This is a genomic window from Aeromonas sp. AE23HZ002T15 (assembly GCF_054165525.2).
Window position 1 is genome coordinate 4,319,366 of the sequence record NZ_CM201342.1, and the last position, 16,123, is coordinate 4,335,488.

General features: G+C 57.9%; 14 protein-coding genes. 10 read left to right on the forward strand and 4 right to left on the reverse strand.

Annotation, left to right across the window (positions count from 1 at the left end):
• Positions 1–2 precede the first annotated feature (2 nt).
• On the forward strand, positions 3–2,369 hold the full coding sequence (gene pbpC / locus ACT5M9_RS20205; RefSeq protein ID WP_457979352.1) for a penicillin-binding protein 1C: 2,367 nt from the start codon (positions 3–5) through the stop codon (positions 2,367–2,369).
• A 101-nt stretch (positions 2,370–2,470) separates the two neighbouring features.
• Here pbpC and ACT5M9_RS20210 read toward each other — a convergent pair whose 3' ends face one another.
• Complete coding sequence (locus ACT5M9_RS20210; protein WP_457979351.1) at positions 2,471–3,430, reverse strand: hypothetical protein; 960 nt, start codon at positions 3,428–3,430, stop codon at positions 2,471–2,473.
• A 194-nt stretch (positions 3,431–3,624) separates the two neighbouring features.
• Here ACT5M9_RS20210 and thiI point away from each other — a divergent pair, with 194 nt between their 5' ends.
• Entirely contained in the window at positions 3,625–5,073 is a 1,449-nt protein-coding gene (thiI, locus tag ACT5M9_RS20215) for a tRNA uracil 4-sulfurtransferase ThiI (RefSeq protein WP_438549712.1), read from the forward strand.
• A gap of 66 nt (positions 5,074–5,139) precedes the next feature.
• Here thiI and ACT5M9_RS20220 read toward each other — a convergent pair whose 3' ends face one another.
• Together ACT5M9_RS20220 and ACT5M9_RS20225 are read right to left on the reverse strand one after the other, a co-directional pair.
• Entirely contained in the window at positions 5,140–5,547 is a 408-nt protein-coding gene (locus ACT5M9_RS20220; protein WP_457979349.1) for a hypothetical protein, read from the reverse strand.
• A 101-nt stretch (positions 5,548–5,648) separates the two neighbouring features.
• Positions 5,649–6,281: a trimeric intracellular cation channel family protein gene (locus ACT5M9_RS20225; protein ID WP_457979347.1), complete on the reverse strand. Its 633-nt coding sequence runs from the start codon at positions 6,279–6,281 to the stop codon at positions 5,649–5,651.
• Between the two features lie 390 nt (positions 6,282–6,671).
• Between ACT5M9_RS20225 and ACT5M9_RS20230 the strand changes: the two genes are divergently transcribed.
• The 8 genes from ACT5M9_RS20230 (at position 6,672) to ACT5M9_RS20265 (ending at position 15,367) form a co-directional block, all read left to right on the forward strand.
• On the forward strand, positions 6,672–7,592 hold the full coding sequence (locus ACT5M9_RS20230) for a flagellin N-terminal helical domain-containing protein (protein WP_457979345.1): 921 nt from the start codon (positions 6,672–6,674) through the stop codon (positions 7,590–7,592).
• A gap of 605 nt (positions 7,593–8,197) precedes the next feature.
• The gene (locus ACT5M9_RS20235) at positions 8,198–9,103 is read left to right on the forward strand and encodes a flagellin N-terminal helical domain-containing protein (RefSeq protein WP_457979343.1); all 906 of its coding nucleotides are present in this window, start codon (positions 8,198–8,200) and stop codon (positions 9,101–9,103) included.
• Positions 9,104–9,675: 572 nt separating this feature from the next.
• The gene (locus ACT5M9_RS20240; protein ID WP_457979341.1) at positions 9,676–10,560 is read left to right on the forward strand and encodes a flagellin N-terminal helical domain-containing protein; all 885 of its coding nucleotides are present in this window, start codon (positions 9,676–9,678) and stop codon (positions 10,558–10,560) included.
• A gap of 37 nt (positions 10,561–10,597) precedes the next feature.
• Positions 10,598–11,056: a flagellar protein FlaG gene (locus tag ACT5M9_RS20245; RefSeq protein WP_457979339.1), complete on the forward strand. Its 459-nt coding sequence runs from the start codon at positions 10,598–10,600 to the stop codon at positions 11,054–11,056.
• Positions 11,057–11,086: 30 nt separating this feature from the next.
• Positions 11,087–12,499 carry a flagellar filament capping protein FliD gene (gene fliD / locus ACT5M9_RS20250; protein ID WP_457979337.1) on the forward strand — a complete coding sequence of 471 codons (1,413 nt, stop codon included), beginning with the start codon at positions 11,087–11,089 and terminating at the stop codon, positions 12,497–12,499.
• 29 nt (positions 12,500–12,528) lie between these two features.
• Positions 12,529–12,951: a flagellar export chaperone FliS gene (fliS, locus tag ACT5M9_RS20255; RefSeq protein WP_457979335.1), complete on the forward strand. Its 423-nt coding sequence runs from the start codon at positions 12,529–12,531 to the stop codon at positions 12,949–12,951.
• Positions 12,948–13,274 (forward strand): hypothetical protein, encoded by a 327-nt coding sequence (locus ACT5M9_RS20260; protein ID WP_457979333.1) that lies wholly within the window; start codon positions 12,948–12,950, stop codon positions 13,272–13,274. The genes fliS and ACT5M9_RS20260 overlap by 4 nt, the downstream gene beginning before the upstream one ends.
• Complete coding sequence (locus ACT5M9_RS20265; RefSeq protein WP_457979332.1) at positions 13,274–15,367, forward strand: motility associated factor glycosyltransferase family protein; 2,094 nt, start codon at positions 13,274–13,276, stop codon at positions 15,365–15,367. The genes ACT5M9_RS20260 and ACT5M9_RS20265 overlap by 1 nt, the downstream gene beginning before the upstream one ends.
• Positions 15,368–15,451: 84 nt before the next feature.
• On the opposite strand, the gene ACT5M9_RS20270 is transcribed toward ACT5M9_RS20265, so the two are convergent.
• Positions 15,452–16,117: a class I SAM-dependent methyltransferase gene (locus ACT5M9_RS20270; protein ID WP_457979330.1), complete on the reverse strand. Its 666-nt coding sequence runs from the start codon at positions 16,115–16,117 to the stop codon at positions 15,452–15,454.
• Between the last annotated feature and the right edge of the window lie 6 nt (positions 16,118–16,123).

The window sequence follows — 16,123 nt, forward strand, 5'->3', positions numbered from 1 at the left end:
CCATGCAAGAGGAGGTGCGTCCGGCCGGTTGGTGGCACCAAGGGCGCCGGTGGCTGCATAAGCACTGGCATGCCCTGCTTCATGGGCTGCGTCGTCTGCCGTTCTGGCTGCGCCTTGGGGTTGCCGGGATGGGGGCCCTGCTCCTGCTATTGCTGGTGCTGGACAGGGCCTTCCCGCCACCGCCGCTGGATCCCGCCTATGCACGGGTGGTGCTCGACCATCAGGGCAGGCCCCTGCGGGCCTTCGCCGACACCAGCGGAGTCTGGCGCTACCCGGTCACCCTGGCTCAGGTCTCCCCCCGCTACATAGAGGCGCTGCTCGGTTATGAGGATCGCCACTTCTGGTGGCACCCCGGGGTGAACCCCGTCGCCATGGTGCGAGGGGTCTGGCAGTGGCTCCATTATGGGCGGGCCGTCTCCGGCGGTTCCACCCTCACCATGCAGGTGGCGCGGCTCATCGAGCCCTACCATCGCAGCGTGCCGGGCAAGCTGCGCCAGATGGCGCGGGCGTTGCAACTGGAGTGGCACTACGACAAGCGCACCCTGCTCACCGTGTACCTCAACCGGGCCCCCTTTGGCGGCAACCTGGAGGGGGTGCAGGCCGCGAGCTTCGCCTACCTCGGCAAGAGTGCGGCCAAGCTCACCCACGCGGAGGCAGCCTTGCTGGCGGTGCTGCCCCAGGCCCCCAGCCGTTATCGGCCGGACCGGCACCCGGAGCGGGCTCGTGCCGCCCGGGACAAGGTGATGCAGCGCTTGGTGGTGCAGGGCACCTGGGCGACATCCGTCTGGGAGCAGGGGCGCATCGAGCCCGTGCTGGCCCGTGGTCACTTCACCCCCATGGAGGCGCCGCTGTTTGCCCGTCTCGCCGCCAACAGCCAGCCGGGGGCCCTGGTGCACACCACCATAGACGGCAGTTTGCAGCGCTGGCTGGAAGACAGGGTAGAGAGCTATATCCGCCGCTTCCCCGAGCAGACCTCGGCGGCCCTGCTGCTGGTGGACAACCAGACCATGGCGGTGCGCGCCTACGTGGGCAGCGCCGAGTATGGCAACCTGAAACGCCACGGCTACCTCGACATGGTGCAGGCCATTCGCTCGCCGGGATCCACTCTGAAGCCCTTTATCTATGGCCTGGCGCTGGATGCGGGACTGGTGCACTCCGCCTCCCTGCTCGCCGATGCGCCGCGCCTTGGCTCTGACTATCGCCCCGCGAACTTTACCGGTGCCTTCCAGGGGCCTGTGACCCTGACCCAGGCGCTGCAGCAATCCCTCAACGTGCCGGCGGTGCAGGTGCTGGAGGCGTTGGGGCCGGACAGCTTCGTCAACCGGCTGGATAACGCCGGGGTGCGGCTGGCGCTCTCGGATAGACCCAACCCGGCCATCGCGCTCGGGGCGGCGGGTATCCGGCTGGAGCAGCTGGTGGCGCTCTACAGCGCCCTCGCGCGCCAGGGGCAGGTGGCGATGCCGGTCTGGCTCGCGGGGCAGCAGGCGGTGTCGCGTCCCTTGCTGAGTCCGGGGGCGGCCTGGATCATCTGGCATATCCTGAGCGCCCAGGGGCGAGCGGATCAGCCCTTCACGAGCGAGGCGACCGGCCGAGTCAATCGCCTGGCGTGTAAGACGGGCACCAGCTACGGCTATCGCGACAGCTGGGCGCTCGGGGTCTCCGGGCGCTGGACGATTGGCGTCTGGCTCGGGCGCCCCGATGGCACCCCCTTGCCGGGCTTCTACGGTCAGAGCGCGGCCATCCCCCTGCTGCTCTCTGTCTACTCCCGCCTCGGCGATACCAGCCCCTTGCCGGTTCAGCCCAACACCGTGAGCGAGGCCGACATCTGCTGGCCGCTCGGGCGACGAGCGAGCGCCACCCTGCCAGAGGCCTGCTTACAACAGCAGAATGCCTGGCTGCTGGATGAGCGGGATCCCCCCACCCTGCCGGATCCCATGGACTGGTCCTCACCCCTGCGCAAGGTGGCCCTGACCGAGGAGGGCAAGCCGACCCTGGCCCGCTGCCGTGATGCCGATGGCTTCGCCTGGCGGGCGCTCTGGCCCCTCTCCCTCGAGCCCTGGCGCGAGCCTTCGGAGCGGCGCCGGGCGCTGCTGGCCAGCGGCTGTGAGGGGGAAAACCGGGGGGCGGATCAGCAGGCCCCCATCCGCATCGTCGCGCTGGGGGAGGGGAATCTTATCCGCAGCCAACGTTATCGGCTGCAGCCCAGGGTGCTCGGTGGCATCGGCAAGGCGCACTGGTTTTTGAACGGCGAGCGGCTGCGCTGGGACGGGGATCAGGTATTGAGCGCGGCGGGACGCTATCAGCTGGTGGTGGTGGATGAGGCGGGCAACAGCGATCGTATCGAGTTTCGACTGGAAAACCCCTCCTGAGCAGGAGGGGCATCTCTTTTAACCCGCAGCGGCGCGACAAAATATTGACGCCTGTTTATGACATGGGTTGATGAATGGCGAAGAGATTGGCCCCAATCGGCTCAGGGTTTGACCTGTCCCAACCGGGTGAAGAAGTGCTGACTCTTGCGCTGGTGGAAGTGGCTCTTCTTGATGGAGTGAAAGACGAGAGCGCTATCCGGGTGGCTCTCCTTCAGACGGTGGATCATCGCCATGGCCGGCAAGCCGGTGCTGACGAGGGTGGTGAGCGGCAGGCTCCGGGTGTCGGGCCCCAGCAGCAGATTGAGACCTTGCTGGGCCTGCTCGAAGCGGGTCAGCACTGCGGAGTCGGCATAGCCGCTGGCGAGCATGGCGAGCAGGGCGTCAAGGGCCTGATGGAACTCGGCCAACTGCTGACGAAAGCCGCTGCGCCCGCGCAGGGCGACAAGCTCGGCAAAGGGTATGTCGGCGAGGTGAGTGGGCACTCGCAACGGGATCTCGAGGTGGAAGCAATCCTGGCCGCCGCGATTGTGGTAGCGGGATTCGAGCAGGTGCAGCAGCCGATCCAGATAGTCGTGATCCGTGATGAGGGCGCCCTCATTGGCGAGCGCCCACTCACGGGCGAGGCGCATGGATAGCAGGTTGGCGAAGCGCCGCGCCATCCGTATTCCCCCCTCATCCTGACTGGCAAAGCCGTGGGTGAGACAGAAGCCGTGCAGCCGCTCAATCCCCGCCTGGGCCGGGCAGAAACAGTCGTGATTCGCGCTTGCGCGCCAGCGCGTGATCAACTCCTTGTTGCCGAATACCTTGTGGCGCACGAAGTCCGGGGCGATGAGGCCGGCGATCTGGTTTTCGATCTGGGGGGTGATGGCGGCGAAGAAGTCGGCGCTGGGCCGCTCGGCGAGCAGATCCGTCTGCTGACGCAGGGTCTCCAGCAGGGCGGTGAGACCACTTTTTTCACTGACGGTGAAGACGAAGGCGAGCCGCTCCAGATAGAGCAGGGCAAATTTTAGCCAGAGTTCATCCCGCACTTCCATGCCGGGGTAGTAGATATAGGTCTTCATCGTGCCTATCTGTTGCTTGTTGTTGGGGTTGCCAGACCGCAGGCAGGGGAATATACGCAACAAGGCCGGTCGGCGGCAAATATTGTGTGGGGAAATGCGCGGGATATCCGGGGGGAGTGCTCAGCCTGTAGGCGCTGGCCGCAAACTTCTGATATAATCCGCGCCCTTAAATCGAGGCTACCCGAGTCATTATCATGAAGTTCATTATCAAGCTGTTCCCGGAAATCACCATCAAGAGCAAGTCGGTTCGCCAGCGTTTCATCAAGATCCTGCAGGGCAACATCCGCAACGTCCTACGACGCTTCGACGACGACGCCCGGGTGCGGATGGACTGGGACAAGCTGATCGTGAGCTCCCGCAACGACCAGTTCCGCGAGCAGACCATAGCGGCGCTGGCCTGCATCCCCGGTATCCAGGCCTTTCTCGAGGTGCAGGCGAGCAAGTTCACCGATCTGCACGATATCTTCGAGCAGGTGAAAGGCGTCTGGGGTGAGCAGCTCAAGGAGAAGACCTTCTGCGTGCGTGCCAAGCGCCACGGTAAGCACGAGTTCTCCTCCCTCGAAGTGGAGCGCTACGTCGGGGGCGGCCTCAACCAGCACTGTGAAAGTGCCGGCGTTCGCCTGAAGAACCCGGATGTGAAGATCAACCTGGAGATCGACGGCGAGGAGCTGTTTATCGTCAGTGCCATCCACCAGGGGCTGAGCGGCATGCCCATCGCCACCCAGGAAGATGTGCTGAGCCTGCTCTCCGGCGGCTTTGACTCCGGCGTGGCCTCCTTCCAGTTCATCAAGCGCGGTTGCCGCGTGCACTACTGCTTCTTCAACCTCGGCGGCGCCGCCCACGAGATCGGGGTCAAGCAGGTGGCCTATCACCTCTGGAACCGCTTCGGCTCCTCCCACCGGGTGCGTTTCACCGCGGTGGACTTCGAGCCCGTGGTGGCCGAGATCCTCGAGAAGATCGACAACGGCCAGATGGGGGTGGTGCTCAAGCGGATGATGATGCGCGCCGCCGCCAAGGTGGCCGACGAGTTCCAGATCCCGGCCCTGGTGACCGGCGAGTGCGTAGGCCAGGTCTCCAGCCAGACTCTGACCAACCTCAACGTCATCGATCGGGTGACCGACAAGGTGATCCTGCGCCCCCTCATCACCTGGGACAAGCCGGACATCATCAGCGAAGCGCGCCGCATCGGCACCCTGGAGTTCGCCGAGACCATGCCGGAGTATTGCGGCGTTATCTCCAAGAAGCCGACCGTGAAGGCGGATCTGGCCCGCATCGAGGCGGAGGAGGGCAACTTCGACTTCGCCATCCTGGACAAGGTGGTGAGCGAGGCTCGTTACCTCGACATCCGCCGCATCGGCGAGGAGACAGCTGCCCAGGTGCAGGAAGTGGAGATGACCCAGGAGCTGGCCGCCGGCGAAGTGATCCTGGATATCCGCTCCAACGACGAGCACGACGACAAGCCCCTGGTGGTGGAGGGTCGTGAGGTGCTGCACATCCCCTTCTTCAAGCTGGCCACCGCCTTTGGGGATCTGCCCAAGGAGCAGACCTATCTGCTCTACTGCGATCGCGGTGTGATGAGCAAGCTGCAGGCCCTCTATCTCAAGGAGCAGGGCTTTGACAATGTGAAGGTCTATCGCCCCTGAGTGAGTACTCTGCTCCAATAAAAAATCCGGCCATGTGCCGGATTTTTTATTGCCGCCTCCCGAGCCCTAGGGGTTGACGGTCGACTCGGGGCAGGGAACCGGGGTGAAGGTCTCCTGACCCAGGCAACGCCAGCCCATCTGGGCCTGGCGCATCTGCCAGAGGTTGTCACTGCGAAACAGCGTCAGTATGTAGATCATGTCGCTCTTGTGACCATCGAGGGCTACCGAGAGAACCAGATCCTTGTCCAGCTGCTGGGCGTGGATGCGGCTTGGCATGTTCTCATGGCCCACAAAGCGCCGCGCCACTTCACGATAGTCGTTGACCCAGCTTTGCTGGCTGCTGCTGGCCTGGCGGATCTGCTGGTTGAACTGCTGCACCGGGGTCGATGCCAGGCGCCCAAACAGAGCCTGTGCTCCGGCATTTGCCGCCACCGTCATCAGTATCAGGGTGGTCATGAACCCAAGTTTTTGCATGAGATAGTCCGGATTGAAACGACCCCTTTATGACAACAGAAAAGCGGGCTTGGTTCAATCTTGCTCCGGCCGGGGTGGGATCTCCCCCGCCGGAGCGTGGGTCAGTTGCGCTGCAGCGAGAAGGTGGGCAGCGACAGGTGCCAGTAAATGGCTGCCACCCGCAGACCGAACACGGCCGTCATGCAGATGAGCATGGCGGTCACCCTGTCCACATCGACCTCGAGGGCCAGGGTATAGAGGATGCCGCCGAGGATGCAGGCGGTGGCATAGATCTCCTTTTGCAGCACCATGGGCACTTCCCGGGCCAAGACGTCTCGGATCATGCCGCCGGCGACCCCTGTCATGGTGCCCATGAGCACGGCTATCAGTCCCGAGGTGCCGAAATTCAGCGCCTTCTGGGCCCCGATCACGGTGAACAAGGCCAAACCGAAGGCGTCCGCCACCGGCAACACATACCAAGGCATGCGCCTTGGCAGCTTGACCATCCACATGCCGATCAGCGCCGTGGCGATGACCACCCAAATATAGAGGGGGTCGCGTACCCAGAATACCGGGGTGGCGCCCAGGATCATGTCGCGGATGGTGCCGCCGCCGATGGCGGTCACCGCCGCCAATACCATGACGCCGAAGCCATCCATCCGCAGGCGACCCGCGACCAGGACCCCGGAAAATGCGAATACCGCGGTACCAAACATGTCGCTGATGTAAACAATCTGCTCAACTAGCGTCTGCATGGGGAACAACTCAGGTCCGATAAATGATGGGGCGGCGATTTTAGGGGTAAGCCGTGTGGACGAGCAATACTGGCGTGCAAAAGTGGGAGCCAGGCCAAGTTTCCGGAGCCTTGTGGCCAGGGGGGAGCTAGTGGCAGCTGGGCTTGGTCCCTGACCCGAGAGGGGATGGAACCTGAGTGGAGTACTCCATTGGCAAAAAATTCCAACATTTCTCTCAAGACCCGGCAAGAGGGGCCGATATATAAGTCAGGCGGCGATAACAGCACCAAAGGCTGTAAAAAAATACTAAAGCATCATCAAAACGCGCCGTTAACTTAAACATATCAGGCACAGACAACAATAAAGCCTGAGTGAATTAAAGATAAAATTTAATAGCTTAGGAGAAAAATCATGAGTCTGTATATCAATACCAACGTTTCATCGCTCAACGCCCAGCGTAACATGATGAACAGCACAAAATCCCTGGATACCTCCTACACTCGCCTGGCATCTGGCCTGCGCATCAACAGCGCCAAGGACGATGCGGCCGGTTTGCAGATCTCCAACCGTCTGACCTCCCAGGTCAACGGTCTGGATCAGGGCAACCGCAACGCCAACGACGGCATCTCCCTGGCGCAGACCGCTGAAGGGGCCATGGATGAAGTGACTGGCATGCTGCAGCGCATGCGTACTCTGTCTCAGCAATCCGCCAACGGTTCCAACTCCGCCAAGGATCGTGAAGCCCTGCAAAAAGAAGTGGATCAGCTGGGCGCAGAGATCAACCGTATCTCCACCGCGACCACCTTTGCGGGCACCAAGCTGCTGGACGGTTCTTTTAGTGGCACCTTCCAGGTAGGGGCGGATGCCAACCAGACCATCGGCTTCAGCCTGTCCCAGGCTGATGGCTTCAGCATCTCCGGGATAGCGGCAGCGGCAGCAACTACAGTTAACGTCGTATCCGGTCCTGCGGGGAGTGTCGTAACAGCTGTTGGTGTATCGACCATCTTTACGGGCGGCAGTGCCGGCGGTATCAGCATCAGTAGCCAGAGCAACGCACAAAACGTGTTGGCGGCTGTCGATTCTATGCTGAGTATTGTCGATGGCAAGCGTGCAGAATTGGGTGCGGTGCAAAACCGGTTGGATTCCACCATCCGCAACCAGGCCAATATCTCTGAAAACGTCAGCGCCGCGCGTTCCCGTATTCGTGATGCCGATTTCGCGACCGAGACTGCCAACATGACCAAGCAGAATATCCTGCAACAGGCAGCCTCTAGCATCCTGGCTCAGGCCAACCAGCGCCCGCAGTCTGCACTCTCCCTGCTGCAGAACTAAACGCTTGTTTCAGAAAAAAAGAAAAGGGCGGTTGTTCAGGCCGCCCTGGTAAGAAAGATGGAACAATGGGGTGTTCGGATTTACGCCTTGTTCTATCGAAAGAGAGATTCTCTTATTGGTATACCCCTCGAGTGTTACGCAGATCGTTCACTCTGTCACCCTCGAGGTTATTCTCCTGAGCGTAAGCTCTTCTTTGGCCGACATTGTCGGCCTTTTTTATGGGCGTCGATAAATCGACACCCCATAAATCAAAGCACAAACTGTGCCAGCTATAAACTCCATGGATATTCAGCTCTTCCTGAGGAGCAATCATGCAATCGACTCTGGATTGAGCGACTCTGGGTTGAGTCTTGATGGCTGCTCGGTTGATAAGAACGGCAATAAATTCTTTAAAGCTTCTGCTGGAACTGCCGTTACAGAGTGTGAAGCAAATTGAGGGGTGTTCGGAAATCCAACATTTGCGCGACTGCGGGTCCGATGTCCGTTCAAACAACGGATCCGCCAGATGGCACAGACCGTTCAATCTGTCCGTCTGAACGGTGGGATCCTGACTGTATCGACCTCAGCAGAGCCCGCAGTTTCTTGTTCATCAGGAGAAATCTTTTATGGCCATGTTTATTAACACCAATACTTCATCATTGAACGCCCAGCGTAACTTGATGAACACCACCAAATCGTTGGATACCTCATACACCCGTCTGGCATCCGGTCTGCGTATCAACAGCGCCAAGGATGATGCGGCGGGTCTGCAGATCTCCAACCGTCTGACCTCCCAGGTCAACGGTTTGGATCAGGGCAATCGCAACGCCAACGATGGCATCTCCTTGGCGCAGACTGCCGAAGGGGCCATGGACGAAGTGACCGGTATGCTGCAACGCATGCGTACCCTGGCACAGCAATCCGCCAACGGCTCCAACTCCGCCAAGGATCGTGAGGCCCTGCAAAAAGAGGTGGATCAGCTGGGCGCCGAGATCAACCGCATCTCCAAGGACACCACCTTTGCCGGCACCAAGTTGCTGGATGGCAACTACAGCGGCAGCTTCCAGGTAGGGGCTGATGCCAACCAGACCATCGGTTTCAGTCTGTCGCAGGCTGGTGGTTTCAGTATTTCAGGTATTGCGGCAGCGGCAGCAACAACTGTTAACGTGGGGACCGTCATTGGTACTGCCATTGCAGTTGATACGATCTTTAACGGTGGTAGTGCGGGTGGTATCAGCATCAGTAGCCAAGACAACGCACAGAAGGTATTGGCCGCTGCTGATGCAATGCTCGGCGTTGTCGATAGCAAACGCGCCGAACTGGGTGCGGTGCAAAACCGGCTGGATTCCACCATCCGCAACCAAGCCAATATCTCCGAGAACGTGAGCGCCGCGCGCTCCCGTATCCGTGATGCGGACTTTGCGACCGAGACTGCCAACATGACCAAGCAGAACATCCTGCAGCAGGCGGCCTCCAGCATCCTGGCTCAGGCCAACCAGCGCCCGCAGTCAGCTCTCTCACTACTGGGTTAAGCAAAAAGAAAAAGGGCGGTTGTTCGGGCCGCCCTATCAGAAAAATGGAACAAGGGGTGTTCGGATTGACGCCTTGTTCTATCGAAAGAGAGATTCTCTTGTTGTGATATACCGCCTCGGGGGCTGCGCATTCGTTCATTCTGCCACCTCGAGGCTGCTCTCCTGAGCGCAAGCTCTTCCATGGTTAAGTGTCTGAAAAATGGTGACTAACCGCTCCAGCATATTCCACATCATACTCTGGGGTCCTAAAGGGCCTGTGGTCTCGATACATTTTCCACCTTCATTGGCATATCCCTTTATGGTGCCCATAGGGGAGGCGGAGTATTGCCTCCCTGCGGATGCAAGCGGCAATAAATTTCCTAAAGCTTCTGTTGGGACTGCCGTTACAGGATATGAAGCAAATTGGGGGGTGTTCGGAAATCCAACATTTGCGCAACTGCGGGTCCGATGTCCGTTCAAACAGCGGACCCGCCAGATGGCACAGACCGTTCAATCTGTCCGTCTGAACGGTGGGATCCTGACTGTATCGACAGCAGAGCCCGCAGTTTCTTGTTCATCAGGAGAAATCTTTTATGGCCATGTTTATCAACACCAACACTTCATCATTGAACGCCCAGCGTAACTTGATGAACACCACCAAATCGTTGGATACCTCATACACCCGTCTGGCATCCGGTCTGCGTATCAACAGCGCCAAGGACGATGCGGCGGGTCTGCAGATCTCCAACCGTCTGACCTCCCAGGTCAACGGTCTGGATCAGGGCAATCGCAACGCCAACGACGGCATCTCCTTGGCGCAGACCGCCGAAGGGGCCATGGACGAAGTGACCGGCATGCTGCAGCGCATGCGTACCCTGGCGCAGCAATCCGCCAACGGCTCCAACTCAGACAAAGATCGTGAGGCCCTGCAGAAGGAAGTGGATCAGCTGGGTGCCGAGATCAACCGCATCTCCAAAGACACCACCTTTGCCGGCACCAAGTTGCTGGATGGCAACTACAGCGGCAGCTTCCAGGTTGGGGCTGATGCCAACCAGACTATCGGTTTCAGCCTGTCTCAGGCCGGTGGCTTCAGCATTTCAGGGATCGCTGCTGCGGTGTCTGCAGCGGGTGGTTCTCCAGTTGGAAGCGTATTTACCAGTGGTTCAACTGTTGGTGGTATCAGTATCAGTACTCAGACCAATGCGCAAAATGTACTGGCTTCAGTAGACTCCATGCTGGAAATCGTTGATGGCAAGCGTGCCGAGCTGGGGGCGGTACAAAACCGGCTGGACTCCACCATTCGCAACCAGGCCAACATCTCCGAAAACGTGAGTGCTGCGCGCTCCCGCATCCGTGATGCGGACTTTGCGACCGAGACCGCCAACATGACCAAGCAGAACATCCTGCAGCAGGCGGCGTCCAGCATTCTGGCCCAGGCCAACCAGCGTCCGCAGTCAGCCCTGTCGCTGCTGGGTTAAGCAGTTCAACCGCCAACACTGAAATAAGGAGCAGCAGATGGCCACTGAATCCATAGCCTTGCCTTCTGTTACTTCGACGCTAACTCAACATGGCGGCCCTCAGGCCGCCATGTCTGTCTCTTCTTCCGATGCGGAAGGGAATGTATGGATCGAGCAGGCGAGTGCTGAACCAAAAGTCCAGACATTGCAGGAAGCGTCTGCCCATGTTCAGGCAGCAGAGTTGCGTAGAGACAAGGCCTTGATTGAAAAAGAGGCCCAAGAATTGCAAGACAGATTGGACAGCCTGAGCAAGGTGAAAGGGTGGACGATCAACTTCAGCCTGGTTCCCGAGCTCGATCAGCCGGTTATCAAGGTGATAGATGCGGATACCAAGCAGGTCATCCGTCAAATTCCGAGTGAAGAAATGCTCTTGATAAGCAAGCGGTTACAATCGCTGGATCAGACGAGTAGCGGTGGGGTCAACCTTTCCGGGCTGTTGTTCGATGGTCAGGTGTAATCTTATTTTTTAGTTGATAGACAGGAGGACGTGATGGCAATTACCTCTGCGGGGGCGGGTTCAGGGCTCCAGCTTGAAAATGTGATCGCGGCTAGTGTAGAGGCTAAAAAAGCCCAGTTGCAACAGCCGATCATTACCAAGCAAAACAGCACCCAGATCACCTTGTCTGGCATAGGTCAGCTCAAGTCCTCCATCTCTGCTTTCACCGATATTCTCGACAAGTTGAGTGCCCCGGGGGCTTTCAACAAACGAGCCATCAACATCACCCAAAGCAAAGACGACCCCATCATGAAGGTGGAGAGCAAGTCTGGTGCCTCCAACGGGCAATACAACATCACCGTCAATAAGTTGGCAGAGACGAGCCGTCAGGAGGGGGTCTTCGATAGTTCTACCACTCCCATGGTGACTCAGGATGGTCAGCTGACGTTCAAGGCCGGCGACAAGACGTTCAAGGTGGACGTCAAGGCGGGTTATACCCTGCAAGACATCCGCAAGAGTATCAACAGCAACGGGGACAATTTCGGTCTCAGTGTCAACATAGTCAACACTGCGGATGGCAAGGCCAAGCTGATGATTGACTCCGGTATTTCGGGGGATGGCAAGGATCTGACCATCACCGGCAGCACCCCTGAGCTCGAGGTTTTCGATGCGAGGACACCCGGTAGTGTGATGAGCCAGACACGTGCTGCCAGCAGCGCCGAGATCAACGTGGATGGCAACGTCCTCAAGAGCGATACCAATACCTTCGACGACTCCGTTCAGGATCTCAAGATAACCGTACTGCGCCTCTCGGATGTGGACAAGGACAGCGGCGTGCCAGGAGCGCGAAAGTCCAACAAGGTGGATATCACTACTGATAAGACCTCCATCCAAGAGTTGGTACAGCAGTTTGTCGATGGCTACAACACCCTGCAAGACAAGATGAACGCCTTGGACAAGCGAAGCACCTTCGTTGGCGGGGTAAAGCAGGATGACGGTGGCGCCCTGGCCGGAGATGCGACTACCCGCGCCATCAGCTCTTTCATGAGCAATCTGCTGGTCAGCCCCTCCAAGAACAGTGGCACCTATTCCACCGTCTTCGAGATCGGCATGAAGATGGATAACAAGGGCAAGCTGTCTCTGGACAAGACGAAGTTTAGCGAGGCTATCGACAAGAATTTCGATCAGGTCGTGGCGCTCTTTGGTGGGGATGATGGCTTGGCATCCACCTTGAACAAGGGTCTGAAGGAGTACACCAAGAGTGGCGGCATGCTGTCCCAACGAGAAGATGTGTTGAACTCGGATCTGCGGGCTCTTACTCAGAAGTCGGCGACTGCCACGGCGCAATTGGCCAAGTATGAGGCCTCTTTGCGTGCCCAATACGGCAGCCTGGATGCCCTGTTGGTCAAGATGAATAACTCGGCATCCGCCCTGACGTCGCTGCAAATAAACAATAAGAATTGATTAATCGCGATATTACGAGGACTCATATCATGTACAACCGTAATCTGAAGGCATATAAGGCAACCAGCATCGCGGCTGATTTGACGGTTGCCGATCCTCATCGTGTCATTCAGCTTATGATGCAAGGCTTTCTCGAGCGCCTGGCCCAGGCCAAGGGCGCCATCGAGCGCAGCGATATGGAAGCAAAATCGGTTGCCATCTCCAAGGCGCAAGGGTTGTTGCATGGGTTGCAGGATGCGCTCGATATGAGTCAGGGCTCCATGGCAGAAGATCTTTATGGACTCTATGCGTATATGGACGAACGTATCTGGGATGCCAGTCTGGCACGAGATATAGCGCCGCTCGAGGAAGTCATGGGTCTGATGGTGACCATCAAATCCGGTTGGGACCAGCTGCCAGAGGCAGAAAAACAGCAAGGCTATCAGATGAGACAACAGCTGGGTGTACTGTGAGCGTCACACTCGCCTTCCTTGATGAGGCATTGACGGAAAATGCCCATCAGATGGAGGTGTTGTTGCAACAGCATCAATATGATAGGGCGCTGCTTTGTATGGATGAAAGGCTGGCCTTGATAGCGAGTCTTGTACAGCTAGCCAAGGAGGATCCGGCGCAGCGGCAGGGCGTCGCTATTCTGGCAAATACACTTGCCACTCAAGAAGCCAGCATGACAGCCCTGGCTGCCAGTCACCATCAAACCATTTTCAAGCAGCTGACTCAGGTTGGGAGAGCCAACAAGGCTGGGCGAGCTTATCGAGTGAACAGCAAGGAGTTCTGATGTCCGTCAATATGGATGCAGCCCTGGCCAAGGCCGAACAAGAGGCACTGCGACTTCAACAACAAGCAGAGCAGGAAGCAGCCATGGCGGCGGCGTTACCGCTGCGCTTCGAACAGAACATGGCGGCGTTTCGCCAATATATCCCCCATATTGCGGATATGTATGAAACCTACCAACCCCAGCGTCCGTTCCGGTTCTTCTGCAACGAGAATGGCCAGCCCAATCTGGCATGGCTCGACGATGAGGTCGCCGTTTACGGCAAAGAGCCCTACCTTATTTGCGAGACTCTGGTGAAGGAGTTTATGGAGACGGGGGCACTGTCCAAATTCTCCTTCAGCCAGGAGGCCAATCCCCTTGGCTTCATGCATGTGGAGTACCTCAACAAGCTCAACGCCTATCTTGATGAGATTGCCTCACGGGAAGAAATGCTGACCCAGGTACCCCACGAGGTGCCGAGTGCTCTGGTGTTCGGGGTCGGGTTGGGTTATCACCTCGGTTATCTCTATGAACAGTGCAAGATAGGCACCTTGTTCCTGTTCGAACCGGATCTGGATCTGTTTTACGGCTCGCTGTTCTGTTTCGACTGGGCGCCTCTGCTTGCCTATTTGCATCAAGAGAACCTCGGTCTGCATATTCTGCTGGGGCAGGATGAAGAGACCATCGTCAAGGATTTCTCATCGGCCATTCATAGCCGAGGCTCCTTCCTGATTGCCAATGCCTTCATCATGTGGGGGTATCAGAATGAAAAAATCAGGAAACTGATAGAGAAGGTGCAGCAGGAGTATTACCTGCTGGTGATGGGATGGGGCTTCTTTGACGACAACCTGATCGCCCTGTCTCACACAATCAGCAATATCGAGCGCGCCGTCCCCTTCCTGAAAAGTGGTCTCAGGATCTCGCCCAAGCATCAGCGCACCCCCATTTTCATCGTTGCCAATGGCCCCTCGCTGGACGAGTCCATTGCCGTCATCAGGAAGAATCAAGACAAGGCCATCATCATCTCCTGTGGCAGTGCCATCTCTGCCTTGCACAAGGTGGGGATCAAGCCGGATATCCATGTTGAAACCGAGCGCACCAAGATTGTCTATGACTTCCTGGTCAACCTGGATGATCCCGAGTATCTGCGGGATGTGCTGTTTCTGAGCACCGACGTCATCCATCCCGATTGCGCGACACTGTTCGACCATTCTGCGCTTGTCTTCAAACTCAGCGAACCTGGTATCGTGCTCTATCGCAACTATTTCTCCGGCTTGCAGTCTTGCGCAGGCCTGGGGGGGGTAAACCCGCTGGTGGGTAACATAGGCATCAGTGCACCCGTTCATTTGGGCTTCAAACACCTCTATCTGTTTGGTCTGGACAATGGTTACAAGCACAAGGGACACCATCACTCCAAGCTCAGCTCCTATTACAACAATGAGGAGAGTGCCGGAGCCTTGGGGGATCTGATGTATGGGGATAGTCAGTGGCAGCGGAAAGGCAATTTTGGTGGCATGGTCACCAGCAATGCCATGTTTGATACCTCCCGTCGCGTAATGGAGCAGGTATTGGCCACGAACGACGATGTCCAATGCTTCAACTGCAGCGATGGCGCCAAAATCGAGAAAACCCGAGCCTTGCCAAGTGCCGAGATAAGCCTCCAGATGTCGATTGACAAGCAGGCTCTGATTGGGGAAATCGCCGCGCTCTGTGTACCGATTCCCTTGTCAAAGCAGGATTTTGTCCCGCTGCTCGACATAGAGTTCTTCAATATTTTTGTCGACAAGATGATGGCCGAGTGGCAGCAGGAGTTTTCGTCCCGCAACGAGTTGAACCAGTTGATGCTGCGCAACTTTGGCTACCTCGCCCAGATAGCCGCGACCCGTCAGCAACATATTTCCCAGACCATGGTGGGGTCGATGAACTATGTGTTTACCCTGCTGAGCTCCATCCTCTACTCGTTCGAGGGGGAAGAAGAGACGCTGGCACTGATGAAACCCGCCATCGAGTTGTGGCTAGAATTCCTGGGCAAGGTGAGGGAGATGTATCCCAAGGCTCTCGACAGCGTCGATATGATCGATAACGAGGTGATGGCCCTCTTCAGGAAGAAGGCTTAGCAAGTAAATGAGTAAAGCTGCCTAAAGAGCAGGGCTGGAACTAAACCCAGATATAAAAAATGCCGACCCAAGGGTCGGTATTTTTTATCGCTTCGGATAGGGATTTTGCGCCGCCAGCAGCCGTGTATCCTTTCGCAGGATCTGCACCGAGATCAGCGCATCCGGCTCCAGTTCTGTACCGCCATCATGGTGCTGCACGTGCTCGAACAACCTGTGGTAACTCGGATGCCAGCCAAACAGTTCGCCGTAATTCATCTTGTAGCTGAATAGGTTGGCGTGATGCTGGTAGTCGTTGCGATAGTGCCCCGCCGGTGGATTGAAATCCAAGATGGTCATCAGGCCCCGATCGGCCAGCAGGGCATCGCTGCCGGCGGCGATCTTGAACAGATCCTGCGGGTCGCACAGATAGAGGCAAAAACCGAAGATGATGAGATCGACGGGCTCGATTTCGGGCAAGCTATCGGCCGTGCCCACGCAGAGTTGCAAGCCGGGATAACGGGAGAGGCCATCTTGGATGGCGCAGGCGGAGGGATCCACCCCATAGCAGATAGCACCGTAGTGTTCTGCCAGATGTGCCAGCCGCCAGCCGTTGGCACAACCTATTTCCAAGATCCTGGCGGGCTTGCTGCCCAGATATTCCAGCGCCTTGAAGATGGGATCGCTTCCCAGAGACTTGCCGAGAATGGCAGTCTTGTTACGCTCGTACCACTCGTTCCCTTCCTGTGCCATGAAGACGTTTTTCTGTTGCATAGGGTG